We start from the raw sequence: 25,370 nt of genomic DNA, 5'->3' as shown, positions 1-25,370 counted from the left end.
GGCGGCGATGCGCTGATGACGAGCCGGCTGATGTGGCTCCGCTGGTCCTGGCGGGACCTGCGGCAGCGGTGGGTGCTGGTGCTGGCCATCGCCCTCACCATCGCCCTGGGCACCGGCGCCTACGCGGGCTTCACCGGCACCGCCGACTGGCGCACCCGGTCCTACGACGCCAGTTACGCCAAGCTCCGCATGCACGACGTGCGCGTGACCCTCACCAAGGGCACCACAGCGCCCGCCGGCACCCTGCGGCGACTGGTCACCGCAACACCGTCGGGCGACCGCGTCCGGTCGGTCGCCGAACGCCTCGTCGTCCCCACCCAGGTCGCCGCCGCACACGACGGACGCCAGGTACTCGTGGCGGGCAGGCTGGTGGGGGCGGCCGCCGGCACGGCCGTGGACCGCGTCCACGTCTACACGGGCAGGCAGGTCACCGCCGACGAAGGCGGCCGGGCGGTCGCCGTGCTCGAGCGCGCCTTCGCCCGCCACCACGACCTGCCGTCCTCCGGCACCGTACGGGTATCGGGCGGCACCCGTGTCCACTACGTCGGCCAGGGCACCGCGCCCGACTACTTCAGCCCGGCGTCCGACAGCGGCATCCCGATGATCGGCGAATCCGGCTTCGCGGTGCTGTTCGTGCCCCTCGCCACCGCGCAGCGGCTGGCAGACGCCCCGGGGCAGGTCAACGAGGTCGTCCTGACCCTGGCCCCCGGCACGGACCCGAAAGCGGTCGCCGACCGGCTGGAGCGGGCGCTCGGCCGCGGTCCCGCTCCGCTGTCCGGCACCGTGACCGTCCGCGACGACGAGGTCGGCTACCACGCGTTGTACGAGGACATCAACGGCGACGCCAGGTTCTTCGACATCATCGCGCTGCTGTTGCTGCTGGGAGCGGCGTTCGGCGCCTTCAACCTCACCAGCAGGGTCGTGGAGGCGCAACGCCGGGAGATCGGGATCGGCATGGCACTGGGGGTGCCACGGACGCGCATCGCCGCCCGGCCGATGCTGCTGGGCGTCCAGATCGCCCTGCTCGGTGTCGCTCTCGGGCTCGGCGTCGGCACGGTCGTCAGCCGGGCCATGGCCGGCCTGCTGACGGACCTGCTGCCCCTGCCCCTCTGGAACACCCCGTTCCAGTACCGCACCTTCCTGCTCGCCGCGTTGCTCGGCTTCGCCCTGCCGCTGCTCGCCGTGGCCTGGCCCGTGTGGCGGGCGGTCCGCGTCCGTCCCGTGGACGCCATCAGGGTCGGCCACCTGGCCGCGCGGGGCGGCGGCCTGGCCCCGCTGCTGCGCCGCCTGCCCGTTCCCGGACGCGGCTACCGGCAGCTGCCCCTGCGCAATGTGCTGCGTACCCCGCGCCGGACGGTGCTCACCTCGCTCGGCATCGGCGCGGCCGTCGCCATCATGATCACCGTCTTCGGCATGCTGGACTCGTTCGGCGCGATGCTCGGCGACAGCGAACAGGAGGCGACCCGCGGTGGCGGCGGCCGGGTCGTCGCCCAGCTCGACGGCTACCGGGCCGACGACTCCGCCCGGGTGCGGGCGGTGGCCGCCGCGCCCGGCGTCGACCGGGCCGCACCCCTGCTGACCGTGCCCGCCACCGCCCGCGACGCCGACGGCAGGAGTGTCACCCTGCTCGTCGAACTGCGCGACCTCGGCGGCGGTGGGTGGCGGCCCACGCTCACCGCGGGCAGCCTCGGCCGCCACCCCGGTGGTCTGGTGCTCTCGGAGAAGGCCGCGCACGACCTCGGCGTCCGCCCGGGCGACTCCCTGGTCCTGCGTCACCCCCGACGCTCGGCACAGGGGACGTTCGCCCTCACGGACAGCCGCGTCACGGTGGCCGCCGTACATCCCAACCCGCTGCGTACGGTGGCCTACCTCGACCGGTCGCGGGCCGGCCTGTTCGGACTCGCCGGGACCACCAACGCGGTCGAGGTGCTGCCCGCCTCCGGCACCGATCCCGGCTCGCTCAAGCGGACCCTCTTCGCCACCCCCGGGGTGACCGGGGTGCAGACGGCCACCGAGAGCGTGGACGCGCTGCGCAAGGGCGTCGAGGAGTTCACCGGCATCCTCGACATCGCCGCCGGTGTGACCCTCGCCCTGGCGGTGCTGATCGCCTTCAACGCCGCGAGCATCTCCGCCGACGAGCGTTCCCGGGAGAATGCCACCATGTTCGCCTTCGGACTGCCCGTCCGTAGCGTCCTGGGCATGGCCGTGGCCGAGAGCGCCCTCCTCGGCACGCTCGGCACCGCCGCCGGGATCGTGCTGGGCCAGGGCATCGACCGCTGGATGGTCCGGGTCCAACTCGCCCGGACCATGCCGGAGATCGGCTTCGACGTCACCCTCGCCCCGGGCACCTATCTGACCGCGCTCCTGCTCGGCATCGTCGCCGTGGCCCTCACCCCGCTGCTGACCGCCCGCCGTCTGCGGCGCATGGACATCCCCGCGACCCTGCGAGTGGTCGAATGACCGGGCACGGGTCACCGAACAGGTGCCAATCCCGCCGGGAGGGACCCACCGGGCGCGTCGGCCCCCGGTGCCGGCTGCTCCGCCGCGCCGCCCTGGGCGCCGCCGTGATCCTGCTGTCGGGCAGCGCGTGCGGCGGGCGGTCCGGACCGGCCGCCGGCACGACACCCCCGGCCCCGCCCGTATCCGCGTCGCGTGCGGCGGACGTACGGTCGGGCTTCGTCGCGTTCGGGGACTTCGGCACCGGCGACGCGGCGCAGCGCGCGGTGGCCCGGGCCATGCGGACCTGGGCGCGCACCGGGCACCGGGTGGACGCGCTGGTCACCACCGGCGACAACGTCTATCCCGACGGCAGCCCGAGCCTGTTCGCGTCCCGGCTCGACCAGCCCTACCGCACCCTGCGACGCCCCATGTGGGTCGCCCTCGGCAACCACGACGTCCAGAACGGCCACGGGAACGCGGAACTGCGTCATCTGGGCCTGCCGAAGGTGCCGTACGCCAAGCGGCTGCCCGGCGTGCAGCTGCTGTTCCTCGACGCCGACCGCCCCGACGCCGCCCAGACCCACTGGCTGGAGGACCGCCTGTCCGCCGCCGGACCACCCGTACGCGTGGTGGTCTTCCACCAGCCCGCCTGGTCCTGCTCCCTGCACGGGTCCACGCCCGCCGTGGACGCACGCTGGGTTCCCGTCCTGGAACGCCACCGCGTCACGCTCGTGCTGAACGGCCACGACCACAACTACCAGCGGTTCACCTCGCCGCGCGGGGTCACGTACATCGTGACGGGAGGCGGCGGCGCCGAGTTGTACCCCGTCGCGTCGGGCTGCCGTACCCCGCACCGCGCGGCCGCAGCCTCGCGTCACCACTTCACCGCCGTCGAGGTCGGCGCGACCCGCGTGACCGTGACCGCTGTGAGCGACGACGGCGCTGTCCTGGACCGCGTCGTCCTGCCCGTGCCGCGTCCGTGAGGCGCGCCCGCGCGGCCCGTCGCGGTGCCACGTCCGGCCGAGCACCGGCCCGCGTCCGTGCCCGGGGCGCGTTACGTTGGCGGTGTCGTTCCCTGCCGTTCATGGGCTGTCCGCCGTGCCTGCGCCATGTGCGGCAGCGGAAGGTCACCATCTTGCGAGGGGGAGCGGGGACATGACCAGAAACCTGCACGCGGACACCAGTGTCGTCCGGAGCGAAGTGCCCTTGAACGACGAGCCGTGGTGGGGCCGCCGGGACGGCCGCGCCTGGCCGGCGCTGGTGGCGGCCGCCTTCACCCTGGCGCAGCTGGTCCTCGTCCGGCCCGGCATGGGTCTGGGCTGGGACGAGACGGTGTACGTCAGCCAGGTCAGCCCGCAGGCACCGGCGGCCTTCTTCAGCGCGCCACGCACCCGCGGGGTCTCCGTGCTGGTGGCGCCCGTCGCCGCCTGGTCGACGTCGACACCGTTACTGCGGGTGTACCTGGCGCTGCTTTCGGGGCTCGGCCTGTACCTGGCCCTGCGCTGCTGGCGGGGTGTGTTCCCGGCGCGCGTCCTGGCCGCCGGCGGCGCGCTGTTCGCCACCTTGTGGGTGACCCTGTTCTACGGCCCGCAGGCGATGGCCAACCTCTGGGTGGCCCTCGGCGCGCTCGCCGCCGTCGGCTGCTTCCTGCGGGCCGCGGCCGACCGCACCCGCCGCGCCCCGCTGTGGGGGCTGGCGTTCAGCGCGGCGCTGATGGCCCTGATGCGGCCCACGGACGCCGTGTGGGCGGCGTTGCCGATGCTCGTGCTGCCGCCGGCCGTCCGGCGGTTCCGGCAGCCGCGGCTGCTGCTCGCGCTGGTCGGAGGGCTGGTCGCCGGGGCGGCTCAGTGGGTGGTCGAGGCGTATGTGAGCTTCGGCGGTGTCGCCGAGCGGCTGTCCGAAGGCTCCGACATCCAGGGCGGGCTGGGCTGGAACCTCGCCGTCGACGACCAACTGCGCAGCCTCGGCGGCCGGTCGCTGTGCCGCCCGTGCACCGGAGCCATGCCCCATCCGGCGGTGTACGCCTGGTGGCTGGCGCTGCCCGTGCTCGCCGCCGTTGGACTGCTGATCGCCGTCCGGGCCCGCCGTAGCCTGCCCACGTTGCTGCCGCTGGCCTGCGCCGCGACGGCCGCGGCCCCCTACCTGTTCATGATCGACTACGCGGCGCCCCGCTTCCTCCTGCCCGCCTACGCCCTGGTGGCCGTTCCGGTCGCCGACGCGCTCGTGTGGCTGGTGACGGCGCCGGCCAAGCCATGGCGGGGCCTTGCCACGGTGCTCGTCGCGGTGGGGCTGGCCGGACATCTGGCGGTGCAGTACGTGGTGCTGGAACGCACCGTGGACCGCGCCACCGCCAGCCATCGCGACTGGGCGCGCACGGCCGCCGCGCTGCATCGCGCGGGTGTCCGGCCGCCCTGTGTGGTCGCCAGCCACGGCACCGACACGCCGCCCATACCGATCGCGTTCTACGCCGGATGCTCCTCCGCCGCGACGAAGGGGCACAACGCCAACACGACGGCCGCGCAGCTCGCGCGGACCGCGCGGCGCATGCCGGTCGCGGTCCTCACCACCGCCACCGGCCGTGCGCCGTCGTACGCGCGCGGCTGGCACCCGGTCCACCTGGACGGACCGGTGTACGCCTATCTCAGCCCGCTCCCGCACCCGTAGAGGCAGGTCCGGGGACACGTGGTCATGCGTGCCTGTGCAGCTCTCGTTCGATCTCCTCGGCTGTCACGTCGTGGCGGAAGTACAGGTCCCATGCGGACAGGACCAGGAACAGGCCCCACACGCCCAGGACCCAGCCCGGCCAGAAGTAGCCGAGGCCGGTGATCGCCCAGACGCCGATGAGGAAGGCGTTGATGATGGCGTACGCCATCAGGTCGCCGCGCCACTTCCGCTTCTTCTGGGCACGTGTCCGTGCCCGCTCGTAGTCCGGTGACGTACTGGTGTGAGTCATGACGTCACCCCCTCGGGGAATCGCCTCACCTTCATCGTCCCGCCGTCGGCGCGAGGAGTTCGGGGCCGTTCGTCCCGCACCGGCGGGACGTTGGTCCCCGCCAGCTGGGAGGTCGCCGGGCGGGGTGTCTACGGGGCGAGGGAGAAGTAGTTCTCCTCTTCCTGGGTGAAGTGCAGGCGCAGGACGGTGTTGAGGCCGTAGAGGCAGGAGCGCAGGTCGTCGAGTTGTTCGGGCGCCAGACCGCCTTCGGCGTGCGCCAGTTGCAGATGCGTGGCGATGCGCCGGGAGAGGCGTTCGATCTCGGTGTGGGCGCGGCTCATGGTGGCGGTGGCCTCGGGACCGCCGAGGGTGGGGGCGAGGGCGGGGTAGAGCTGGTGCTCCTCGGCGTACTCGTGGGGCAGCAGGCGTTCGGTGAGCAGCCGGTGGGTCTCCTCGACGCTGGCGAGGGCCTTGGGTCCTGGGGTGTCGGAGAGGCGGTCGGCGGCGGCCCTCACGGATTCGAGGACGTCCTGCAGGTCGTCGTGTTCGGCGGCGAAGCGGTGGATGAGGGCTTCGGCGGCGGGTGTCAGCGGCGGGCGGGCGGCCTGGTCGACGCGCAGGGCGCGCAGGGCGTTGAGGATGACGGCGACGTCGATGCCCTCCTGGAGCAGGGCGCCGGCGGCGGGCGGGAGCAGCCCGAAGGCGGCCGCGGCCATGGCGGCCAGGGACATCAGCATCCCGCCGAGGGCGCTCTGTACGGCGATGCGGCGGGCGCGCTGGGCGATGGTGACGGCGTCGGCGAGCCGGTCGACGCGGTCGGTGGTCAGGACGATGTCGGCGGCTTCGGAGGAGGCCGTGGAGCCGCGGGCCCCCATGGCCACGCCGATGTCGGCGGCGGCGAGGGCGGGGGCGTCGTTGACGCCGTCGCCGACCATCACGGTGACCGCGCGCTCGCGCTCGGCGCGGACGGCGGCGACCTTGTCGGCCGGGCCGAGTTCGGCGCGCACCTCGTCCAGGCCGAGGACGGCTGCGACTTCGTGGGCCGGGGCGGCGCGGTCGCCGGTGAGCATCAGCAGCCGCTGGATGCCGGCGGCCCGCAGGTGGCGCAGGGTGCGCGGGGCGTCGTGGCGCAGCGGGTCGCGCAGGAGGACGGCGCCGGCGGGTTCGCCGTCGAGGGTGAGCCAGGCGATGGCCGCACCGTCGAGGAGGGCGCGGTTGTCGACCGCCTTGGCCCAGACGGGAGGTTCGTCCTCGCGGCCGAGGCGCCCGATGGAGACCCGGTGTCCGTCGACGACGCCGGTGGCGCCGCGGCCCGGTTCCTCGGTGACGTCCGTGGGGGCCGACAGCTCCAGCTTGCGTTCCCGGGCGGTGTCGACGATGGCCTGGGCCAGGACGTGTGGCGAGTACTGGTCGAGCGAGGCCGCCAGTCGCAGTACCTCGGCGGGCTTCAGGCCGGGGGCGGCGGTGACGTCGAGGACGCGCGGACGTCCTCGGGTGAGGGTGCCGGTCTTGTCGAGCAGCAGGGTGCGGGCGCGGCCCAGGTTCTCCAGGGCGCCGCCGTCACGGATGACCACACCGAGGCGGGAGGCCCGGGACAGGCCGGAGACGATGGCCACCGGGGCGGCCAGCAGCAGCGGGCAGGGGGTGGCGACGACCAGGACCGCCACCGCGCGTACGGCGGAGCCGCTGATCAGCCACGCCAGGCCCGCGACCACGAGGGAAAGGGGCAGGAACCAGGCCGCGTACCGGTCGGCGAGCCGCACGACGGGCGCCGATTCGGCCCCCGCCTGCTGGGCCAGCCGTACGATCCCGGCGTAGGTGCTGTCCTGCTCGGTGGCGGTCGCCCGCAGCTCGAAGGCGCCCCCGGCGTTCACGGCACCGCTGCGCACTCCTTCGCCCTGGATCCGCTCGACCTGGAGCGGCTCACCGGTGAGCACCGACTCGTCGAGGACCGCGGCCGTGCTCTCGACGCGGCCGTCCACGGGGACGACCTCGCCGGGCCGCACGACGAGCAGGTCGCCGACGGCGACCTCGGCCAGCGGCACGGTGTCGACCCCGGCGTCCGTGCGGCGGTGCGCCGAACGGGGGGCGTGTTCGAGCAGGGCGCGCAGGTCGTGGGAGGCCCGCCGCTGGGCGGCCGCCTCCAGAGTGCGGCCGGTGGCGAGCATGAGCGCGATCAGCGCACCGGCCAGGTACTCGCCGACGGCCAGCGTGCCCCCGAGCGCGAGTACGGCGATCAGATCCACGCCCGCCTGCCCGCGCCGCAGCGCGCTCAGCACCCACCCCACCGCGGGGACGACGGCGGACACGGTGCCCAGGCCCCAGAACAGGTCGGCGAGGCCCCCGGCGCCCGCGAGCCAGGCGATGACGCCGCCGGTCAGAGCTGCCGCCGTGACGGCCAGGAGGACGGGTTCGAGCCGTGGGCTCACCACTGCGGAGGGCAGGCGGCGCAGTCGTGCGATGCGATCGGAGTGGTTCATGACACACACCTCGGTGGGGCGGCGCGGCGGCCGCCACGCCGGTCTCTCTTCATCCCATCGCGGCACCGGGCCCCGCGGGAGGGGACGTCCGGCCCTGCGTCGGGGCCGAACGACCGGTGCCCCGGTCGGCACCGGCCGGGGACGCGCCCGGCGCTGGGTCGTGGCGGGGGAGTTCCACGGTGACGCGGAGCCCGCCGGCCGGGCGCGGTGTGAGGGTGAGCGTTCCGTCGTGCGCGTGGGTGATGGTCTTGACGATCGCCAGGCCGAGGCCGACGCCCGCGTGGTCGCCGTGTGTGCGTTCGGTGCCGCGCTGGAACGGTTCGGCGAGCGTCTCGGCCAGCTCCGGGGTGACGTGGTCGCCGCTGTTCTCGACGGTGAGCACCACTGTCCCGGGACGGACGGCGGTGTGCACCCGCACGGTGCCCTGTCGGGGCAGGTTGTGCACGATCGAGTTGTGCACGAGGTTCGTGGTCAGCTGCAGCAGGAGTGCCTGCGATCCGGTCGTGGGGGCGACGTCGCCGCACGCCTCGACGGTGACGCCGTGCTTCTCGGCGAGCGGAAGGAGTGTTTCGGCGGCTTCCTCCGCCACGAGGGACAGGTCGACGGGCTCGCGGACGAAGGACCGCTGGTCGGCGCGGCTGAGCAGCAGCAGCGCCTCGGTGAGGCCGATCGCCCGGGTGTTGACGGCGTGGAGCCGGTCGATGAGCTCACGGGTGTCGTGGTGCGGATCGGCGCGGGCCACGTCGAGAAGCGCCTTGGAGACGGCGAGCGGGGTGCGCAGTTCGTGCGAGGCGTTGGCGGCGAATCTGCGCTGTTCGGCGACGTGTGCTTCGAGCCGTGCGAGCATCGCGTCGAAGGCGTCGGCGAGTTCGCGGAACTCGTCCCTGCGGCCGCGCAGCCGGACGCGGTGGGAGAGCGAGCCGCTCGTGGCCCTGCGTGTGGCGTCCGTGATCCGGGTCAGCGGGGCGAGCATGCGCCCGGCGAGGACCCACCCTCCCAGAAGCCCGAAGAGCAGCAGGAACGCCAGGACCGCGGCCGCCCTGGGAGCGAAGACGTCCAGGAGGGCGGACCGGATGGGGAAGACGCCCGTGGGCCTGTCGTCGGGGTTGATGAGCATCGCGCGGTTGGGGACGTAGCGCAGCAGGAACACCCACACCGCCGTCAGCAGCAGGACGCCGGCGAGCATGAGGAACCCGGCGTAGCTCAGGGTGAGTTTGAGGCGAACGCTCACACCGGGCGCCCTATCCACGGCTGCCTCCCTCGTCCGCGGCCTCCGGCCGCGCGTCGATGCGGTAGCCCACACCCGGCACGGTGGCGATGACCCAGGGCTCGCCGAGCCGCTTGCGCAGCGCCGATACGGTGATGCGTACGGCGTTGGTGAAGGGGTCGGCGTTCTCGTCCCACGCGCGTTCCAGCAGTTCCTCGGCGCTGACGACCCCGCCCTCGGCGGCGACCAGGACTTCGAGCACGGCGAACTGCTTCCTGGTCAACGCGACGAAGCGGCCGTCCCGGTACACCTCCCTGCGGAACGGGTCGAGGCGCACACCGGCGATCTCCCGGACCGGGGGCCTGCTGTGGGCACGTCTGCGGTCGAGTGCCCGGAGCCTGAGCGCGAGCTCGCGCAGCTCGAAGGGCTTCGTCAGGTAGTCGTCGGCGCCGAGCTCGAAACCGGAGGCCTTGTCGTCGAGGCGGTCGGCCGCCGTGAGCATCAGGATCGGCATGCCGCTGCCTGAGGCGACGATGCGCTCGGCGATCTCGTCGCCGGAAGGTCCGGGGACGTCGCGGTCGAGGACGGCGATGTCGTAGGCGTTGATGCCCAGCAGCTCCAGCGCGGTGTCGCCGTCGCCCGCGATGTCGGCGGCGATCGCCTCCAGACGCAGACCGTCGCGGATGGCCTCCGCCAGATAGGGCTCGTCCTCGACGATCAGCACACGCATGCCCTCGATGCTACGAACCGGCGCCTATCGTCGGCATATCGAAAACCGCATACATGCCCGCAACACCAGGCCGCCTTGACTGCGAGCATGATGTGGTCCACACCGTCAGCACCGAAGGCGTCCCCTCCGCACGATCCGTCCGCACCGCCCTCCGGGGTCGAGTACGGCGATACCGAGACGGCGGGCCGCACCGGCCCCCACGACACCGGCCCCGCTGCTCCAGGCGCGGGTATCCGGCGGGCGGTCCGCGCCCTCGCCCGGCCGGGTCCCTGGAGGCGCGGGTCCGTGCTCGCGGCGCTGGCCCTGCTGCTCGGCCTGGTCATGCTGCTGCACGCGCGGATCACGGACCGGGGGAGTCTCGGCAGCCTGGTGGAGAGCTTCCTGCCCTGGTTCGGCGTGTTCGTCCCGGTGCTGCTCGCGGGGGCGCTGTGGCGCCGCTCCGCCTCCGCGGTGACCGCGCTGCTGCTGCCGGTCGTGGTGTGGCTGAACCTCTTCGGCGGGCTGCTCGGCGACAAGTCCCGCCCCGGCGGCGACCTCACCGTGGTCAGCCACAACGTCGACGCCGGCAACCCCGACCCGGCCGGCACCGCGCGCGAGCTCGCCGCCTGCGGAGCGGACGTGCTCGCGCTGGAGGAACTGACCCCGCAGGCCGTGGGCGCGTACGACAAGGGGCTGGCGAAGGCGTACCGGTACCACACCGTGCAGGGCACGGTCGGGCTGTGGAGCAAGCTGCCGCTGTCCGACACCCGGCCGGTCGACATCGAGACGGACTACGGGCCGCTGGCCGCCACCAAGCCGGCCGACGTCAAACTGGCCGGCAACCGGGCACTGCGCACCACGGTGACCACCGCCAAGGGGCCCGTCGCCGTCTACGTGGCGCACTTCGGGTCCGTACGCGTGCTGCCGAGGAGCGGCTTCTGGACGGGCAGCCGGGACCGCAACGCCAAGGCGCTCGGCAAGGCCCTCGCCGCCGAGCCGAACCGGCGGGTGGTGCTCCTCGGGGACCTCAACGGCACCACGGACGACCGCGCGTTCGACGCCATCACCTCCAGGCTGCGCTCGGCCCAGGAGGCGGCCGGGGACGGCTTCGGCTTCACCTGGCCGGCGAGGTTCCCGGTGGCGAGGATCGACCAGATCCTGGTCCGGGGCGTGCAGCCGCGGAGTTCGTGGGTGCTGCCGTCCACCGGCAGCGACCACCTGCCCGTGGCGGCCCGGATCAGCTGGTGAGGCCGCACGCCGGGCCCCGCCGTGGTGCCTGCTCGACCGCCCTGTGGCGCCCGCCGGTTGCCGAGTTGTCCGCGAACGCCCCCGGAATTGTCCGTGATCGGTAACGGACGCATCCCGCAGCCGCCGCCGCTCGTCTCGTCAGGTGGTCGGAAGTCGACCAAGGAATCGGCGAGGAACTGCGCGGAAGCGGGGCGGACATGGCACGGCACGGCGGCGGGCGGGGCTGGTACGGCAAGGTGGTCGTGGCGGCGGTCGGAGTGACCGCACTGGCCGCCGGTGCCTCGGTGTGGACCGCCCAGGCCGGCGTCGTGGGCGGATCGTCGCCGAAGGCGGCCGCCTCGGCCGCGCACGGCGGCGAGGTCAAGCCGGTGGCGGTGACCATCGTGCACGCCTCGGACAAGGGTGCGCGCGGGGTGAACATCACCATCGACGACGGCCCCGACCCCGAGTGGACCCCGCAAGTCCTCGACGTGCTCCGCCAGTACGGGGTGAAGGCCACGTTCTGCATGGTCGGGACGCAGGCTCAGGCGCACCCCGACCTCGTGAAGAAGGTGGTCGCCGCCGGACACCGGCTGTGCGACCACTCGGTGTCGCACGACACCGCCATGGACAAGAAGTCCGAGGCCTACCAGTCCCAGGAGATACTCGGCGCCGAACGCATGATCACCGAGGCGTCCGGGGGCGTGCGGCCCATGTACTACCGGGCGCCCGGCGGCGCGTTCACCCCTTACAGCCGCAAGCTCGCAGCCTCCCACGGCATGCGTCCGCTGGGCTGGAACGTCGACTCCAAGGACTTCGAACGGCCGGGCACGGACGCCATCGTCGCCACCGTGGAACGAGAGCTGCCCAACGGGCCGACGCTGCTCTTCCACGACGCCGGCGGCGACCGCTCCCAGACCGTCGAGGCGCTGCGCCGGATCCTGCCCCAACTCAAGCAGCAGGGCTATTCGTTCGGCTTCCCGGTGCGCTGAACCGCGCGGAGGACGGCACCGCGCGCGGGCTTGATGCTCTCTTTGTCAGCAGACCCCGCCAAAAGTCCTGTTACGGCCCCGGAAACCCCATACGCTGAAGGACGGCCAGGAGCCGGGGGCGGGGCTGGGGGGCGGGGGCATGGATCCTCGGATGCAGTTGTCGGTGGGCGGATACGTCTACGAGCGCGAGCTCGGCCGGGGTGGGCAGGGTGTGGTGTGGCTCGCCCGGGACCGGGCGGGACGCCAGGTCGTGGTGAAGTTCCTGCTGCCGGGCAAGGAGTACGACGAGGTCGCCCTCGCGCGGGTGCGCCGGGAGTTCGGCGCGGCGAGCCGGGTGGGTGAGCTGGCCACGGCGCGGGTCCTGGACGCCGACCTCTCCGGGCCGCACCCGTACATCGTCAGCGAGTTCGTGCCCGGGCCCACCATGCACCAACACGTCGCGGCGGGCGGCCCGTTGGCCTCCGGGCGGCTGCAGTCCGTGGCGCTGGCGGTGGCGCACGCGCTGGCCCAGGTGCACCGCGTGGGTGTGGTGCACCGGGACATCAAACCGTCCAACATCCTGCTCTCCCCGGACGGCCCGCGGATCATCGACTTCGGCATCGCCCGTGACGACCGGCTCCTGGAGTCGGCCCTCACCACGCCGGGCAGTGTGCTGGGCTCGCCCGCCTACATGTCTCCGGAGCAGGTGAAGTCCCACCGGGTGACCAGTGCCTCCGACGTGTTCTCCCTCGGCGGCACGCTGTACTTCGCCGCCACGGGGCGGCATCCCTTCGACGGGGAGAGCGACTACGAGGTGCTCGTCGCCGTGTGCGAGCGCGAGGCGGACCTCACGGGGGTGCCCGAGCCGGTCCGCTCGGTCATCGCCGACTGTCTGAGCAAGGACCCGGCGCGACGCCCCACCGCGGCCGAACTCGTCACCCGGCTCGCCGGGGCGGCGGAGAGCGCGCACGCCCGGGCGGCCGCGCCGGCACCACCGCTGCCGCCGTCACCCGGGCCCGGGAGCGGCGACACGGGGGGCGGCCCGAGCGGCAAGCAGCTACGGCTGTGGGCCCTCGCGGCCGGCAGCGCCGCGGTGGCGGTGCTGCTCGCCGTCGTCCTCAGCACCACCTCGGGCGGATCGCCGGCCAAGGGCGGCCCGCAGGCCCACGGTTCCGTCTCCGCGTCGGCCGGGACCGCCAAGAGATCAGCGGGCTCCCCACTCCAGTCGTACACCGATGATCTGACCGACTCGGGCGACTGGACGCACAAGGACCCGGCCCTCGCCAGGATCACGCACGAGGGCGGGACCATGCTGGTGGACCCCAGGTCCGAGCTGGAGGTGTGGCCGCAGGCGCCCTTCGAGCCGTCGTCGTTCGCGGTCCGGCTCAGCACCCAGACGGCCTGGTACGGGGGTGAGGGCGGGGTCGGGCTGTGGTGCAACGGCTCGGGCGACTTCCGCACGGGTTCCCGTTGGGCGACGTACCTGACCACCGGTCAGGAGGCGTTGATCGTGCGCGAGTTCCGGTTCAAGGGAGCCTTCCAGCACGACCGGGTCGTCGAGGTGAACCTCGCGGACGTGGGACTGAAGGTGGACAGCCAGCAGCTGGTCGACATGGCGATGAACTGCTCGTCGGCCGGCGCGGGTCTGATCAAGGTGGAACTGACCGTCGACGGCACCCAGGTGGCCTCCTACACCGGAGCCGCCTTCGATCAGCGGGGCTGCGGCGTGGCCGCCTTCCACTACAGCGCGACCGACCCGCGGGACACGGCTTTCCATGCGGGTTTCGAACGCTTCACCGCGTCGGAACCACCGGCACGCTGACCACGCGGGTGAGCGGACACGGTCATCGGGGCGCCGTCGGTCGGTGGTCGCGGTTCAGCCGCGCACGGCGGCCAGGCACGCGTCGTACAGGTCCATGATCTCGCCCTCACCGTCGCAGTCGACCCACGTCATCGACGCGGCGTCCAGGCACGCGAACGCCGTCGCGATCACGGCGCGGGCCCTGAGGGCCGTACCGCCGGCCGCGCCGCGGTCCATGCGCGCCTCGATGAGCGGCAGCAGATCCTCCTGGAAGCGCAGTCGCTTCTCGAGCCAACCGGCGCGCAGCGAGGCCGTGTTGTGCAGGAGGCGGAACCTCTCGAGGGCCTGTTCCCGGCTGTCGTGCAGGGCCAGCACGGCCGCGAGGCCCGCGCGCAGGACCTCCCAGGCGTCGGCATCCGCGGGCAGTTCGCCGATCGTGTCCGTCAGGACCTGCCCGAAGCGGTCCTGGCCACCGCCGAGCAGGTCCTCCTTGCTGCCGAAGTAGCGGAAGAGGGTGCGCTGGGAGACGCCGGCCTCCCGGGCGATCTGGGCGATGGTCGTCTCGTCGTACCCCTGCTCGGTGAACAGGCGCAGGGCCGTCTCGAGGATCTCCTGAGAGGCCAGCTGCCGCGTCCGGTCCCACAGAGTGGCCGACGCTCCGGTCGCTGCCTTGGCTTCCCGCTTCATGCCCCCACAGTAGCGTCGCGCTGTCAGGGTGACACTCGGAGGACACTTGGCAGTCGCTGTCAATCGGGCATACGGTGTCAGCATCTGCTTCCCGGTGGAACGCGAAGGAACGCACCATGTCTCAACGCACTGCTCTGATCACCGGCGGAACCAGCGGCATCGGCAAGGCGACCGCCGAACTCCTCCACTCCCGCGGTCACCGGGTCATGGTCACCGGCGTACGGAACGTCGCCGACGCCGGGCTTCCCGACGACGTCCTCGTCGTCCGGGCCGACGCACGGTCCCTGCCGGACATCGACCACGCGATGGAGCGGGCACGCCGTCATCTCGGCTCCCTCGACCTGCTCTTCCTCAACGCTGGCGTCTCGCGCCCCGGCCCGATCGCGTCGACCGACGAAGAAGCCTTCGACGACCTCTTCGACATCAACGTCAAAGGCGGCTTCTTCACCCTGCAGAAGGCCCTTCCCCTCCTCAACGACGGCGCCTCGGTCGTGTTCACGGTGGGGGCCGGCGAAGGGATCGGAGCCGCGACGACCGCCGCCAAGGGTGCCCTGACACCCCTCGTGCGGTCCCTCGCGCTCGAACTCGCCCCCCGCCGCATCCGCGTCAACGCCGTCAGCCCGGGACTGATCGACACGCCCGTCTACGGCAAGCTGGGCGTCACCCGCGAGATGATCGACTCCTGGGCCGCCGACATCCCGCTCGGCCGCGTCGGAGCCCCCGCCGACGTCGCCGAAGCCGTGGCCTTCCTCGCCTCGGACGCCGCCGGCTACATCACCGGCGGCGACCTCGTCGTCTCCGGCGGCATGGGCGTGCACGCCCGGCCTTGAGAACCATCACCAGGGGACGACGCCTTCGTCGTCGAAGAAGCCGCCACGCGGTCCGTCGTCCGGCAGGGTGGCGAGCCGGATCGCGATCGCGGCACCCTGCTCGGGCGTCCGCGGCGCGTTGAAACCGGTGAAGTCGGTCGCCACATAGCCGGGGCAGCAGGCGTTGACGATGACATGCGTGTCGGCGAGCTGCCGGGCGTACTGCGTCGTGACGCTGTTGAGCATCGACTTCGACGGCGCGTACGCGGCCATGACCGGGCCCGTCCGCAGGGTCAGCGAGCCCATGCTGCTCGACATGTTGACGATGCGCGGAGAAGTGGCGCTGCGGAGCAGCGGAAGCATCGCGTTCGTCACCCGCACGACCCCGAAGACGTTCGTGTCGAGGACCGAGCGGACGACGTCGAGGTCGAGTGTCGTCGGATCCTGTCCGTCCCCGTCGATGCGCCCGGAGATGCCCGCGTTGTTGACGAGTACGTCGAGCCGCCCCGTCGTCCGCTCGACGACGGCCGCCGCCTCGGCGGCACTGCCGTCGGAGGTGACGTCGAGGGCGACCCCGAACGCGTCGGCTCCCGCGGCACGTAGTCGCGCGACGGCCTCATCGCGCCTGGCGTCGTCGCGAGCGCCCACCGCCACCGTGAAGCCGATCGCCCCGAGGCCCTGGGCGATGGCGAAACCGATTCCCTTGTTCGCGCCGGTGACCAGCGCGGTCTTCGTGTCGTTCACGCGGTCCATGCTCGGCGTGCCGCGCGTGCACGGTCCAATACCGTTTGGGGCCGCTGTGATACCCGCCGGGTATCGGTCAGTAGGCTGCTCACGTGGTCGATCTCGAGACTCGCGAGCTTCGGTACTTCGTCGCCGTCGCCGAGGAACTGCACTTCGGACGCGCCGCCGACCGGCTCGGCATCGCGCAGCCGCCCCTGTCGCGCGCGATCCGCCTGCTGGAGCGGCGCCTCGGCGTCCAGCTCCTCGACCGGGACCGTCGCGGCGTGGCGCTCACCGAGGCCGGAAGGGTGCTGCTCCGGGAGGCCGCGACGGCCCTCGACGCGGTGGCGGCCGCGGCGCGTCGGACACAGCGTGCCGCGGACCCGAAGCGGCCGCTCGTCCTGGTGACGAAGGCCGGCGCGTCCCACGATGTGCTGCGACGGCTCCTGGACGCGCAGGCGGCGGAACCCGGTGCCGTACCGGTCGAGGTCCTCCTGTGCGAGGTCGGCGAACAGGCACGACTGCTCCGCGACGGCCGCGCCGACGTGGCGCTCATGCATCGCCCCTACGACGACCTCGCCGGGTTCGACACCGAAGACCTTCGCGTCGAGGGCCAGGTCGCCATCCTTCCCGCGGAACATCCGCTGGCCGCGCGCGAAAAGCTCACGCTGGCGGACGTGAGCGATGTGCCGGACCTGCCGATCGCCCGATGGCCCCGCCTCGACGGCTCCTATCCGGACGGTCCCGGCCCGGAGGCGCGCACCCAGTCGAAGCTCGCCCAGCTCGTGGCGCTCGGCAGGACGCTGCTCGTCATCCCGGCGTCCAGCCGTGCCTGGCAGTGGCCCGAACACGTCGCCGTGCCCGTCGTCGACGCCCCCTCGGTCACGACGGTGCTCGCGTGGCCGTCCGGCAGCAACTCCCTCGCCGTGGCGGCTCTCGTGCGCTCGGCGGCGGCACTCCGCGACACGGCGCCGCCCGCGCACGCGTGACAACGGCGCCGGAAAACAGGAAAGGCAAGGAGACCTCTCCTTGCCACTCTCAACTTATAGCGCACTGGGGGGCTTGCGGCAAGGCCCCGGTGACGGCGCAGAATCGTCGGCCGAGGCCACGACCTGCGGAATGAGGGCACGACGATGTGTGGGCTGTCAACGGGGGCGGGCGTTCGACCGGCCGGTGCGGGGCGAGAGGGCACGGCTGCCCGGGGGGAGTCGCGATGAGCGAGCAGTACGTGTTGGATCTCGAAGAGGTCGACGAGACGCAGGTCGCGTTGGTCGGCGGCAAGGCCGCCCACCTGGGTGGCCTGGCACGGATCGACGGCGTCCGCGTGCCGGGTGGCTTCTGCGTCACGACGGACGCCTTCCAGCGCATCATGGCGCGGGTCCCCGCGATGGGGGACCGGCTCGACGAGCTGTCGCACCTGAACCCCGGTGATCGGGAGGAGATCGGCACACTCAGCGCGCGGATCCGCCGGGCCGTCGAGGGGATCGCCCTACCGGACGACCTGGCGGCGGCCGTCACCGGCGCGCTCGCCCGGCACGGCGAACACGCCGCCTACGCCGTCCGCTCCAGCGCGACGGCGGAGGACCTGCCGACGGCGTCCTTCGCGGGCCAGCAGGACACGTACCTCAACGTCGTAGGGACGACGGCGGTCCTGCGGCACATCAGCCGCTGCTGGGCCTCCCTGTTCACGGAACGGGCCGTGACCTACCGGCAGCGGAACGGCATCGACCACCGCACCGTCCAGATGGCCGTGGTCGTACAGCGGATGGTCCGCCCCCAGGCGGCCGGCATCCTGTTCACGGCCGACCCCGTCACCGGCGACCGGAAGGTCGCCACCGTGGACGCCGGCTTCGGCCTCGGTGAGGCCCTGGTCTCCGGCCTGGTGAACCCGGACGTGTTCAAGGTGCGGGACGGCGAGGTGATCGCCAGGACGATCGCCGCCAAAGAGCGGGCCCTGCACGCCCTGCCGGACGGCGGTACCCAGGAGAAGGCGGTCGACGCGCGGCTGCGGGAGCAGCCGGCGCTGACGGACGAGCAGGTGCTGCGGCTCGTGCGGCTCGGCCGCGACATCGAGGCGCACTTCGGGCGTCCCCAGGACATCGAATGGTGCCTGGTCGACGACGACTTCCGGTTCGTCCAGAGCAGGCCCGTCACGACGCTGTTCCCCGTCCCCGAGACCGACGACCAGGACGCTCACGTCTACGTCTCCGTCGGCCACCAGCAGATGATGACCGACGCCATGAGGCCGCTGGGGCTCTCCGTGTGGCGGCTGACGGCCATGGCACCGATGCGCGAGGCCGGCGGGAGGCTGTTCGTCGACGTCACCCGGCAGCTCTCCTCGCCCGCGGGCCGAGCCCGCCTCCTGGACCTCATCGGACGGGGGGATCCGCTGACCAGGGACGCGCTGGAGACCGTCCTCGACCGCGACGGTTTCATCCCGACGCTCCCGGACGCGGGTCCCGGCGGCCCGCCGGCCGGGGGCGCGGCGGCCCCGTCGATCGAGACCGATCCGGCCGTCGTCACCGAACTGATCAAGCGCAACGAGGAGTTCCTCGCCGCCCTCGAGCACGACATCCCGAACCGGACCGGACCGGCGCTGTTCGACTTCCTGCTGGAGGCATTCGAGGAGCACAAGCGGGTGCTCACCGATCCGCTCAACCTCCCCGCGATCATGGCGGGGATGGAGGCCACCTGGTGGCTCAACGACAATCTGCTGGAGTGGCTGGGCGAGAAGAACGCGGCCGACACCCTCACGCTGTCCGCACCCGGCAACGTCACGTCGGAGATGGGGCTGGCGCTGCTCGACGTCGCGGACGCCGTCCGCCCGCACCCGGAGGTGGTGGCGTTCCTGCAGGGGGTCGAGGACGAGGACTTCCTGGACGAACTGGCCGGACTCCCCGGCGGGATCGCGGCGCGCGACGCCATCGAGGCGTACCTCGACCGGTACGGCATGCGCTGCGTAGGCGAGATCGACATCACCAGGCCGCGGTGGCGCGAGCGCCCCGACACGCTCCTGCCGTTGATCCTCGACAACGTCAGGAACTTCGAACCGGGCGCCGCCGAGCGGCGGTTCGAGCAGGGCCGGCAGCGGGCGCGGGAGAAGGAACACGAGGTGCTGTCCCGTCTGCGGGCACTGCCGGACGGCGACCGCAAAGCCGACGAGACCAAGCGGATGATCGACCGGGTGCGGACCTTCATCGGGTACCGGGAGTACCCCAAGTACGCCATCGTCAGCCGCTACTTCGTCTACAAGCAGGCGCTGCTCGAAGAGGCCGAACGCCTCGTGGAGGCCGGCGTGTTCCGGGAGAAGGAGGACGTCTTCTACCTCACCTTCCAGGAGTTCCACGAGGCCGCACGCGCGATGCGGGTGGACGAGCAGCTCATCCGGCGACGCGAAGAGGCGTTCCGCTCGTACCAGGCGCTCACGCCGCCGCGGGTGCTCACGTCGGACGGCGAGACCCTCAACGGGGCGTACCGACGCGACGACGTACCCGCCGGCGCCCTGATCGGCCTGCCGGTCTCCGCCGGGACCGTCGAGGGACGGGCCCGCGTCATCCTCGACATGGCGCAGGCCGATCTCGAGGCCGGCGACATTCTGGTCACGACCTGTACGGACCCGAGCTGGTCGCCCCTGTTCGTCGCAATCGCGGGCCTGGTGACGGAGGTCGGTGGCCTGATGACGCACGGCGCGGTGATCGCCCGGGAGTACGGCCTGCCGGCCGTCGTGGGCGTGGAGGGGGCCACCCGGCTGATCCAGGACGGCCGCCGTATCCGCGTGCACGGAACGGACGGGTACGTGGAGATCCTGCCCTGACCGCCTGAGCCGCACCGCGATGCCGGCGCGCCCGGCGTCGCGGCCGGCTCAGGCGGAGCCGGGTGTGCGACGCAGTACCAGGGAGAAGAAGCCGAAGGGGTCCCGGTAGACGTGAAGCCACTCCGCGCGCCGGGTCGTGGCCGTCCGCAGTGCCTGCGCGCTGTCCGGATCGTCGGGGTGATCCAGAGCCCAGGCGGCCAGGAAGCCCCAGCAGGCCCATTCGTAGTCGTCCAGTTCCTGACGTGTGCTGACGTGCCCGTCCACCGGAGTCCAGCCCTCGGCGACTACCCGGTCCACGGTCGTCGCCAGGTCCGTGAAGTCCCCGAGCATCTCGACGGCCTCCTGCGAGGGAGGCCGCTCCCAGAATCCGTCACCGATGAGGACACGGCCCCCGGGAGCCAGATGCCGGCGGGCCGCGGCGAGCGTCGGGATCAAACCGCCGAAGGCGTGCGCGGCCCCGAAGCTGAGGACGACGTCGAACGGCTCCTGGGACACGAACTCCTCGGCCTTGCGGTGGTGCAGGACGAGACGGTCCCGGACACCGAGATCGCTCGCCCGTGCGGCCGCCTCGGCGAGGGCCTCCTCCGAGATGTCCACGCCTTCGGCACGCACGCCCGGCCGCACGGCCAGGGCGCGCAGCAGCCATTCCCCGGTGCCGCAGCCGAGGTCGAGGACCCGCTCGTCACCCCTGGGCAGCCCGCGTTCCAGCAGGCGGCGCACCGAGTCGTCGGAGAGCGGGGACTTGATCGGGTGTTCGGTATGAGCGATGCGGGAGATCTGTTCGCGATTCACCGGGGCAGCGTGCCAACGGCGGCGCGCGCCCGCACCTCATTTAGGCCCGCCTCGTCACAGGGGCGGCTCGTCCTGCCGGTACGGCGCCAGCACGCGGTGCAGCTCGTCCGTCACCACGGCGGGCGCGTCCAGTCCCTGGACCACGTTCAGCAGATGTTCCGCCACGGTGGCGATGTCCATCCCGACGGCCCGGCCCAGGTCCGCCAGTACCTGCCTCGCCTCACCGATGGGCACGGGCCCGAGCACGGTCAGAGCGCCTTCCGCCATGTGGACGGCGGACTGTGCGGCCAGGGCGCGACGGAACTGGTCGTCCTCCGACGCGGTCAGGTCCTGCCGGAGGACGGAGGTCGAGAGGATGTCGGCGAAGCGGGATTCCGGTCTGGGGAAGTTCATACGACCGCCTTGGCATGAGCTGGGAACGTCCATTTACCCGCAATCACCGGCTCGATAGCGCGAAGAGCCCATGGTCACATCACCCTCACCGTCGGCGGATCCTCCCGTCCGCGTGGTCCCGGACCCGCGAAGCGGCGGGCGGTAGGCTGGCCGGACCGGTGATCGAGGCGGGTGGTGGCGGTGGAGTGGCGAGAGTTCGCCGAGGCGATGGCCCAGCTCGCGCGGAACCTGCTGGCGCAGGAGTCGGTGCAGGGGACACTGGACGAGATCGTGAAGTCGGCGGTGCGGCTGGTGGAGGGCTGCGACGCCGCCGGCATCCTGGCGGTGCGCAAGGGCCGGGCGGTCACCCTGTCCGCCTGCGGGGACGTGGTCGAGGCCTCCGACCGTCTGCAGGGCGAGCTGGCCGAGGGCCCGTGTTTCGATCTGGCACAGCGGGCGAACGGCGAAAGGGTCTTCCGGATCGAGGACATGACGCGGCCGCAGGAGTCCTGGCCGCGGTTCGCCGCGGCCGCCCGCGACCTGGGGATCGGCAGCATGACCGGGGTGCTGCTCTACACCCACGACGAGGACTTCGGCGCGCTGAACCTGTACGCCGGCAGCCCGGGCGCCTTCGGCAAGGACATCGAGACCGCCGGCTGGCTGCTGGCCTCGCACGCCGCCGTCGCCCTGGCCGACGCCCGCACCATCGACCAGCTCGAGGACGCCATGAAGACCCGGCACGCCATCGGCGAGGCCATGGGCATCCTGATGGAACGCCACAATCTGAGCGAGGACGACGCCTTCAACGTCCTGCGCCGCATCTCCCAGCAGCACAACGTCAAACTGCGCGACGTCGCCCAGCGGGTCCGCAAGGACCCTCCGAAACAGCGCTGATCACTACGTCCGCAGGGCGGGCCACGGGCGGGCAGGTGTCGGGGGGAATCGCACCCGCCCGGCCCGTGGGCAAGGACCCGCACGGGGGAAGCGGGCCTTGCGGGCCTTGATCAGGGCCCACCGGTTACAGCGCACCGCGCACCGCATGCGTCACACGTGCTCCTCGTACGACGTCCTGTGATCGCGGAAACGTCGGCCCATGTCGCATCACGGCGCTCAGCGGGTAACAGCAAGGCTCGGAGCCGTAGGAGGCCCTGACGTGGGAGGTGACGGGCGGTGGATCGGCTGGATGGCAACCAGCGCGCGCTCGACATGATCGACTGGCTGACGGAGACCGCCTCGGTACGCGACTTCCTGCAGCACCTCGTGGACGACGCCGTGGGCAACTCGGGAGCGGACGGCTGCGGGGTGACGCTGCAACGACGCGAGCGGCCGCTGACCGTGGTCAGCACCGGGGGAGTGGCGGACAAACTGGACGAGAAGCAGTACGGCCTGGACGACGGCCCGTGCCTGCAGGCCCTGCGCACCGGGGCGGTCGTCCATGTGCCGGACACACTGAACGAGGGCCGCTGGGGTTCCTACCCGTCGTTCGCGGCCGACCTGGGCATCCGTTCCTCGCTGTCCCTTCCGGTACCGGTGGGCACGCACACCGCCGGGGCGCTGAACTTCTACGCCGCACAACCGGACGCCTTCACGGAGAGCGACCGCTCCGCCCTGGCGTCGTGCGCCGCCCAGGCCGGTGGCGCCATCGCGCTGGCGCAGCGACTGGCCGACACGGAGGACTTCACCCGCGACCTGCAGACCGCGCTCACCTCCCGCCGCGTCATCGACCAGGCCATCGGCGTCGTCATGGCGCAGCGCGAGTGCACGGAGGAGGAAGCCTTCGACCTCCTGCGCCGGCTGTCGCAGGAGACCAACCTCAAGCTCCGGGACGTCTGCACGCGGCTGCTGACCAACCTCGCCGGCCGGCCACCGACGCCGCGTCCGCCACTGCGTCCCCGACCGTGACGCCCTGACGGAACGGGCAATGCGCGGCGCCTGACGGCAGGCGCCGCGTTTGAGTACCCGGACCGGTTGGGTCGCGGTGAAGCGCAGAACCGCGACGGCGGGTTCCCCGTCGCGGCCCGCGCGGCCGATCTCCTGGCAGTAGGCGTCGAGCGACCCCGGCACGGACGCGTGCAGCACGAGCCGCACGTCCTCCTTGTCGATGCCCATGCCGCCGTCCGTCGCAGCCGCCGTGAAACACCGCCGCCGTTCCCGCCCGGCATGCCGTCCCACTTCCTCGTTCACTCGGCGTCCTGCGTCGGCTCCCGGAAGTCGGGGGCGAGCGGGCCCCGGTCCTCGGCGTCGTGGACGGTGAACACGGCGGCGCCGGTGTCGTCGTCGATGGCCTCCCGCACGGAGGGCTCCTCCTCCATGACGCCGGGGCCGTCCGCCGGAGCGGTGCGCGGTGACCCGTCGTCCCCGTCGTCGGGCGCCTGGGCGGGCTGTCCTTCGTCACGGTCGGTCATGAGATCGCCTCCGGTCGAAGAACATCGGCGCGGCGCGAGTACCCGGACCGGGGCGGTTCACCGCCCGTGGCCCGAAGCGTCCCAGTCCGTCGCGTGGCCGGGGGTCCGCAGGGCCAGGAGGGCGACGTCGTCGTCGTTCTCGGCGGGCCGGACCCGGCGCAGCAACTGGTCGGTGAACGAGCCGAGGGGGCGGTGGGCGAGGGCGGCGGCGTGCCGACGCAGCCGGTTCAGGCCCACGTCCAGGGTGTGGCCGCGTGCCTCGACCAGTCCGTCGGTGTAGAGCACCAGGGTGGAACCGGGCGGGAGGGAGATCGTGGCGTCGGGGCGCGGGGCCCTGGCGCCGGTGCCCAGAAGGAGGCCATGGCCCTCGGTGAGGTACTGGGTCAGGCCGTCGCGGCTGATCAGCAACGGCGGAGGGTGGCCCGCGTTGGTCCAGGACAGCTGCCAGTGGCCGTCGCCCGCGGCCTGGATCCGCCCGAAGATCACGGTGGCCATGGAGACGTCGGTGATGTGATGGATCGCCTCGTCGAGCCGTTCGACGATACGGCTGGGCGGTTCCTGCTGCGACCAGGCGTAGGCGCGGAGCATGTTGCGGACCTGGGCCATGCCGGCCGCGGCCTCCAGGTCATGGCCGACGACGTCTCCGATGGCCAGGGCGGTGGAGCCGTCGGACAGGCGAAAGGCGTCGTACCAGTCGCCGCCCACCTGCGAGGCGTGCGGCGCGGGCAGGTAGCGGACCGTCATCTGCAGGTCCGGCACGCCCGGCATCTGGGGCAGCAGATGGTTCTGCATGGTCTCGGCGACCTTGCGTTGACGCTGGTAGAGGCGGGCGTTGTCCAGCGCGAGACCGGCGCGGCGTGCGATGTCCTCGATCAGCGGCAGTTCGGCGGAGGTGAAGGCCACCGGGTTCTCGGAGCGGCCCACCGTCAGGGCGCCCAGCACGTCGCGTGTGCTGCGGATGGGCGCGATGGCCGCGGAGTGCATGCCGGTGGCGTCGAACAGGTGGCGCTGCTCGACCGCTATGCCCGCGTCCGGCGGCTGCCGGTAGGTCTGCTGGTCCGCCAGGGTCGAGGCGACCCCGCGCAGGGCACGGGAGAGCGGCATCGGGGATGCCTGCGGTACGGGCGGCATCGGGCCCTGCAGGTCCTCCCGGTGGACCAGCGTGCCGTCCTCCTCGGCGTGGACCACGACGGTGCGCCACACCTCGTCGCGCTCGCTGATCAGGTCGACGACCGCCCAGTCCGCCAGCCGGGGCACGACCAGTTCCACCAGCCGGCGCAGCGTCTCCTCGGTGTCCAGCGTGGACGTGAGCCGCGTGGTGGTCTCGGCCAGCAGGGCCAGCCGTTCCAGCTCCGGCATCGGCTCGGCAGCCGGCTCCGGCTGCGGCACCGTCTCCAGCGGGTCCTCGTTGGCGTGGAAGACGATGAGCGTGCGGTCCCCGTCTGCGGCGACGTCGTACGGGGTGATCATCCAGGAGATGGGCAGCAGTGTGCCGTCCCCGCGCGCGAAGTAGTCGATGTCGGCCTGGGCCGGGCGCCTGTCGTGGAACGACTGGCGCATCCGGCACTGCGTCCTCGGCAGGGTCTGACCCTGCGGTCCGCGGTGCAGCAGCTCGTGTGCGTCGTGGCCCAGCAGGTCCTCGGCCGACCAGGCCAGCAGCCGCTCGGCGAGGACGTTGGCGGCGATGATGCGCCCTTCCTCGTCCACGACGTACGCCCCGGCCCCGATGGCCTCCAGCGCCGTGGTCAGCTCGGCGGACGGCGCCGGCGCGGCCCCTTGCCGCGCGGTCCGTCCGGTCACCGACTCGGCCATGTCCTCACCTCCTCGTCGCTCGCGCTGCCACCACCAGTCCCGGGTGCCCTCCCCGTACCCCTTTGAAGGGGAAGTGCACGTCGATTCGCTCCACCTCCGAGGCCCACGGGGAAGCGGAGTGAAAACCGGTGTGAATCAAAGGTGAACAACTTCCGCTCCCAAGGTGCACAACCATGCGCCCTCTGTCCAA

At 72.5% G+C, this 25,370-nt stretch carries 21 protein-coding genes and 1 pseudogene; 11 read left to right on the top strand and 11 right to left on the bottom strand.

Annotated elements, in window-relative coordinates; translation table 11 throughout:
* Positions 1 to 15: 15 nt before the first annotated feature.
* From ACQF4J_RS04880 to ACQF4J_RS04870, 3 genes are all read left to right on the top strand, one after another.
* Positions 16 to 2,460, top strand: a complete 2,445-nt coding sequence (locus tag ACQF4J_RS04880; RefSeq protein ID WP_427164722.1) for an ABC transporter permease — start codon at positions 16 to 18, stop codon at positions 2,458 to 2,460.
* Between the two features lie 104 nt (positions 2,461 to 2,564).
* Positions 2,565 to 3,422, top strand: a complete 858-nt coding sequence (locus ACQF4J_RS04875) for a metallophosphoesterase family protein (protein ID WP_351804770.1) — start codon at positions 2,565 to 2,567, stop codon at positions 3,420 to 3,422.
* Between the two features lie 172 nt (positions 3,423 to 3,594).
* On the top strand, positions 3,595 to 5,103 hold the full coding sequence (locus ACQF4J_RS04870) for a hypothetical protein (protein ID WP_427164720.1): 1,509 nt from the start codon (positions 3,595 to 3,597) through the stop codon (positions 5,101 to 5,103).
* Positions 5,104 to 5,125: 22 nt separating this feature from the next.
* Here the strand turns inward: ACQF4J_RS04870 and ACQF4J_RS04865 are convergent, their stop codons facing one another.
* The 4 genes from ACQF4J_RS04865 to ACQF4J_RS04850 all read right to left on the bottom strand — a co-directional run bounded on the left by ACQF4J_RS04865 (position 5,126) and on the right by ACQF4J_RS04850 (position 9,788).
* Complete coding sequence (locus tag ACQF4J_RS04865; protein ID WP_351563776.1) at positions 5,126 to 5,392, bottom strand: 2TM domain-containing protein; 267 nt, start codon at positions 5,390 to 5,392, stop codon at positions 5,126 to 5,128.
* A 128-nt stretch (positions 5,393 to 5,520) separates the two neighbouring features.
* The gene (locus tag ACQF4J_RS04860) at positions 5,521 to 7,851 is read right to left on the bottom strand and encodes a heavy metal translocating P-type ATPase (RefSeq protein ID WP_427164719.1); all 2,331 of its coding nucleotides are present in this window, start codon (positions 7,849 to 7,851) and stop codon (positions 5,521 to 5,523) included.
* 49 nt (positions 7,852 to 7,900) lie between these two features.
* Positions 7,901 to 9,100: a sensor histidine kinase gene (locus ACQF4J_RS04855; protein ID WP_427164716.1), complete on the bottom strand. Its 1,200-nt coding sequence runs from the start codon at positions 9,098 to 9,100 to the stop codon at positions 7,901 to 7,903.
* Complete coding sequence (locus tag ACQF4J_RS04850) at positions 9,093 to 9,788, bottom strand: response regulator transcription factor (protein WP_351563770.1); 696 nt, start codon at positions 9,786 to 9,788, stop codon at positions 9,093 to 9,095. The genes ACQF4J_RS04855 and ACQF4J_RS04850 overlap by 8 nt, the downstream gene beginning before the upstream one ends.
* A gap of 90 nt (positions 9,789 to 9,878) precedes the next feature.
* Here ACQF4J_RS04850 and ACQF4J_RS04845 point away from each other — a divergent pair, with 90 nt between their 5' ends.
* The 3 genes from ACQF4J_RS04845 (at position 9,879) to ACQF4J_RS04835 (ending at position 13,787) form a co-directional block, all read left to right on the top strand.
* A complete protein-coding gene (locus tag ACQF4J_RS04845; RefSeq protein WP_427168562.1) occupies positions 9,879 to 11,015 on the top strand; it encodes an endonuclease/exonuclease/phosphatase family protein in 1,137 nt (378 codons plus the stop codon).
* Positions 11,016 to 11,212: 197 nt separating this feature from the next.
* The gene (locus tag ACQF4J_RS04840) at positions 11,213 to 11,986 is read left to right on the top strand and encodes a polysaccharide deacetylase family protein (RefSeq protein ID WP_351563766.1); all 774 of its coding nucleotides are present in this window, start codon (positions 11,213 to 11,215) and stop codon (positions 11,984 to 11,986) included.
* Positions 11,987 to 12,125: 139 nt separating this feature from the next.
* Positions 12,126 to 13,787 carry a serine/threonine-protein kinase gene (locus ACQF4J_RS04835; RefSeq protein WP_427164715.1) on the top strand — a complete coding sequence of 554 codons (1,662 nt, stop codon included), beginning with the start codon at positions 12,126 to 12,128 and terminating at the stop codon, positions 13,785 to 13,787.
* Positions 13,788 to 13,841: 54 nt separating this feature from the next.
* Here the strand turns inward: ACQF4J_RS04835 and ACQF4J_RS04830 are convergent, their stop codons facing one another.
* The gene (locus ACQF4J_RS04830; protein ID WP_351563762.1) at positions 13,842 to 14,453 is read right to left on the bottom strand and encodes a TetR/AcrR family transcriptional regulator; all 612 of its coding nucleotides are present in this window, start codon (positions 14,451 to 14,453) and stop codon (positions 13,842 to 13,844) included.
* A gap of 116 nt (positions 14,454 to 14,569) precedes the next feature.
* Between ACQF4J_RS04830 and ACQF4J_RS04825 the strand changes: the two genes are divergently transcribed.
* Entirely contained in the window at positions 14,570 to 15,283 is a 714-nt protein-coding gene (locus ACQF4J_RS04825; protein ID WP_351563760.1) for an SDR family oxidoreductase, read from the top strand.
* Between the two features lie 6 nt (positions 15,284 to 15,289).
* On the opposite strand, the gene ACQF4J_RS04820 is transcribed toward ACQF4J_RS04825, so the two are convergent.
* The gene (locus tag ACQF4J_RS04820) at positions 15,290 to 16,015 is read right to left on the bottom strand and encodes an SDR family oxidoreductase (protein WP_351804781.1); all 726 of its coding nucleotides are present in this window, start codon (positions 16,013 to 16,015) and stop codon (positions 15,290 to 15,292) included.
* An 83-nt stretch (positions 16,016 to 16,098) separates the two neighbouring features.
* Between ACQF4J_RS04820 and ACQF4J_RS04815 the strand changes: the two genes are divergently transcribed.
* Positions 16,099 to 16,974 (top strand): LysR family transcriptional regulator, encoded by an 876-nt coding sequence (locus ACQF4J_RS04815; RefSeq protein ID WP_351563756.1) that lies wholly within the window; start codon positions 16,099 to 16,101, stop codon positions 16,972 to 16,974.
* A gap of 224 nt (positions 16,975 to 17,198) precedes the next feature.
* A complete protein-coding gene (gene rph / locus ACQF4J_RS04810; protein ID WP_427164712.1) occupies positions 17,199 to 19,799 on the top strand; it encodes a rifamycin-inactivating phosphotransferase in 2,601 nt (866 codons plus the stop codon).
* Positions 19,800 to 19,847: 48 nt separating this feature from the next.
* Here rph and ACQF4J_RS04805 read toward each other — a convergent pair whose 3' ends face one another.
* Entirely contained in the window at positions 19,848 to 20,591 is a 744-nt protein-coding gene (locus ACQF4J_RS04805; protein WP_427164709.1) for an SAM-dependent methyltransferase, read from the bottom strand.
* A gap of 54 nt (positions 20,592 to 20,645) precedes the next feature.
* On the bottom strand, positions 20,646 to 20,984 hold the full coding sequence (locus ACQF4J_RS04800) for a hypothetical protein (protein WP_351563750.1): 339 nt from the start codon (positions 20,982 to 20,984) through the stop codon (positions 20,646 to 20,648).
* Positions 20,985 to 21,164: 180 nt separating this feature from the next.
* Here ACQF4J_RS04800 and ACQF4J_RS04795 point away from each other — a divergent pair, with 180 nt between their 5' ends.
* Both ACQF4J_RS04795 and ACQF4J_RS04790 read left to right on the top strand, forming a co-directional pair.
* Positions 21,165 to 21,857 (top strand): GAF and ANTAR domain-containing protein, encoded by a 693-nt coding sequence (locus tag ACQF4J_RS04795; protein WP_351563748.1) that lies wholly within the window; start codon positions 21,165 to 21,167, stop codon positions 21,855 to 21,857.
* A gap of 312 nt (positions 21,858 to 22,169) precedes the next feature.
* Positions 22,170 to 22,865 carry a GAF and ANTAR domain-containing protein gene (locus tag ACQF4J_RS04790; protein WP_351564033.1) on the top strand — a complete coding sequence of 232 codons (696 nt, stop codon included), beginning with the start codon at positions 22,170 to 22,172 and terminating at the stop codon, positions 22,863 to 22,865.
* Positions 22,866 to 22,943: 78 nt separating this feature from the next.
* On the opposite strand, the pseudogene ACQF4J_RS04785 reads toward ACQF4J_RS04790, so the two are convergent.
* The 3 genes and pseudogenes from ACQF4J_RS04785 to ACQF4J_RS04775 form a co-directional block, all read right to left on the bottom strand.
* Positions 22,944 to 23,075, bottom strand: a pseudogene (locus ACQF4J_RS04785) (helicase-related protein); the annotation flags it as partial.
* A gap of 68 nt (positions 23,076 to 23,143) precedes the next feature.
* The gene (locus tag ACQF4J_RS04780; RefSeq protein WP_351563746.1) at positions 23,144 to 23,368 is read right to left on the bottom strand and encodes a hypothetical protein; all 225 of its coding nucleotides are present in this window, start codon (positions 23,366 to 23,368) and stop codon (positions 23,144 to 23,146) included.
* A gap of 57 nt (positions 23,369 to 23,425) precedes the next feature.
* On the bottom strand, positions 23,426 to 25,180 hold the full coding sequence (locus tag ACQF4J_RS04775; protein ID WP_351804792.1) for a SpoIIE family protein phosphatase: 1,755 nt from the start codon (positions 25,178 to 25,180) through the stop codon (positions 23,426 to 23,428).
* Positions 25,181 to 25,370: the final 190 nt, after the last annotated feature.

Origin of the sequence: Streptomyces sp. C1-1 (genome assembly GCF_050214755.1) — a bacterium.
In the GTDB taxonomy this organism is placed as follows: Bacteria; Actinomycetota; Actinomycetes; order Streptomycetales; family Streptomycetaceae; genus Streptomyces.
This window is presented reverse-complemented; position numbering and strand designations above follow the sequence as displayed.

What these genes read in the sequence shown, in the direction of transcription:
- ACQF4J_RS04880 (WP_427164722.1), top strand. Translation starts at nt 16, where the DNA reads ATGACGAGCCGGCTGATGTGGCTCCGCTGGTCCTGGCGGGACCTGCGG.
- ACQF4J_RS04870 (WP_427164720.1), top strand. Translation starts at nt 3,595, where the DNA reads ATGACCAGAAACCTGCACGCGGACACCAGTGTCGTCCGGAGCGAAGTG.
- ACQF4J_RS04865 (WP_351563776.1), bottom strand. Translation starts at nt 5,392, where the DNA reads ATGACTCACACCAGTACGTCACCGGACTACGAGCGGGCACGGACACGT.
- ACQF4J_RS04860 (WP_427164719.1), bottom strand. Translation starts at nt 7,851, where the DNA reads ATGAACCACTCCGATCGCATCGCACGACTGCGCCGCCTGCCCTCCGCA.
- ACQF4J_RS04850 (WP_351563770.1), bottom strand. Translation starts at nt 9,788, where the DNA reads ATGCGTGTGCTGATCGTCGAGGACGAGCCCTATCTGGCGGAGGCCATC.
- ACQF4J_RS04845 (WP_427168562.1), top strand. Translation starts at nt 9,879, where the DNA reads ATGTGGTCCACACCGTCAGCACCGAAGGCGTCCCCTCCGCACGATCCG.
- ACQF4J_RS04840 (WP_351563766.1), top strand. Translation starts at nt 11,213, where the DNA reads ATGGCACGGCACGGCGGCGGGCGGGGCTGGTACGGCAAGGTGGTCGTG.
- ACQF4J_RS04835 (WP_427164715.1), top strand. Translation starts at nt 12,126, where the DNA reads ATGGATCCTCGGATGCAGTTGTCGGTGGGCGGATACGTCTACGAGCGC.
- ACQF4J_RS04830 (WP_351563762.1), bottom strand. Translation starts at nt 14,453, where the DNA reads ATGAAGCGGGAAGCCAAGGCAGCGACCGGAGCGTCGGCCACTCTGTGG.
- ACQF4J_RS04825 (WP_351563760.1), top strand. Translation starts at nt 14,570, where the DNA reads ATGTCTCAACGCACTGCTCTGATCACCGGCGGAACCAGCGGCATCGGC.
- ACQF4J_RS04820 (WP_351804781.1), bottom strand. Translation starts at nt 16,015, where the DNA reads ATGGACCGCGTGAACGACACGAAGACCGCGCTGGTCACCGGCGCGAAC.
- rph (WP_427164712.1), top strand. Translation starts at nt 17,199, where the DNA reads ATGAGCGAGCAGTACGTGTTGGATCTCGAAGAGGTCGACGAGACGCAG.
- ACQF4J_RS04800 (WP_351563750.1), bottom strand. Translation starts at nt 20,984, where the DNA reads ATGAACTTCCCCAGACCGGAATCCCGCTTCGCCGACATCCTCTCGACC.
- ACQF4J_RS04790 (WP_351564033.1), top strand. Translation starts at nt 22,170, where the DNA reads ATGATCGACTGGCTGACGGAGACCGCCTCGGTACGCGACTTCCTGCAG.
- ACQF4J_RS04780 (WP_351563746.1), bottom strand. Translation starts at nt 23,368, where the DNA reads ATGACCGACCGTGACGAAGGACAGCCCGCCCAGGCGCCCGACGACGGG.
- ACQF4J_RS04775 (WP_351804792.1), bottom strand. Translation starts at nt 25,180, where the DNA reads ATGGCCGAGTCGGTGACCGGACGGACCGCGCGGCAAGGGGCCGCGCCG.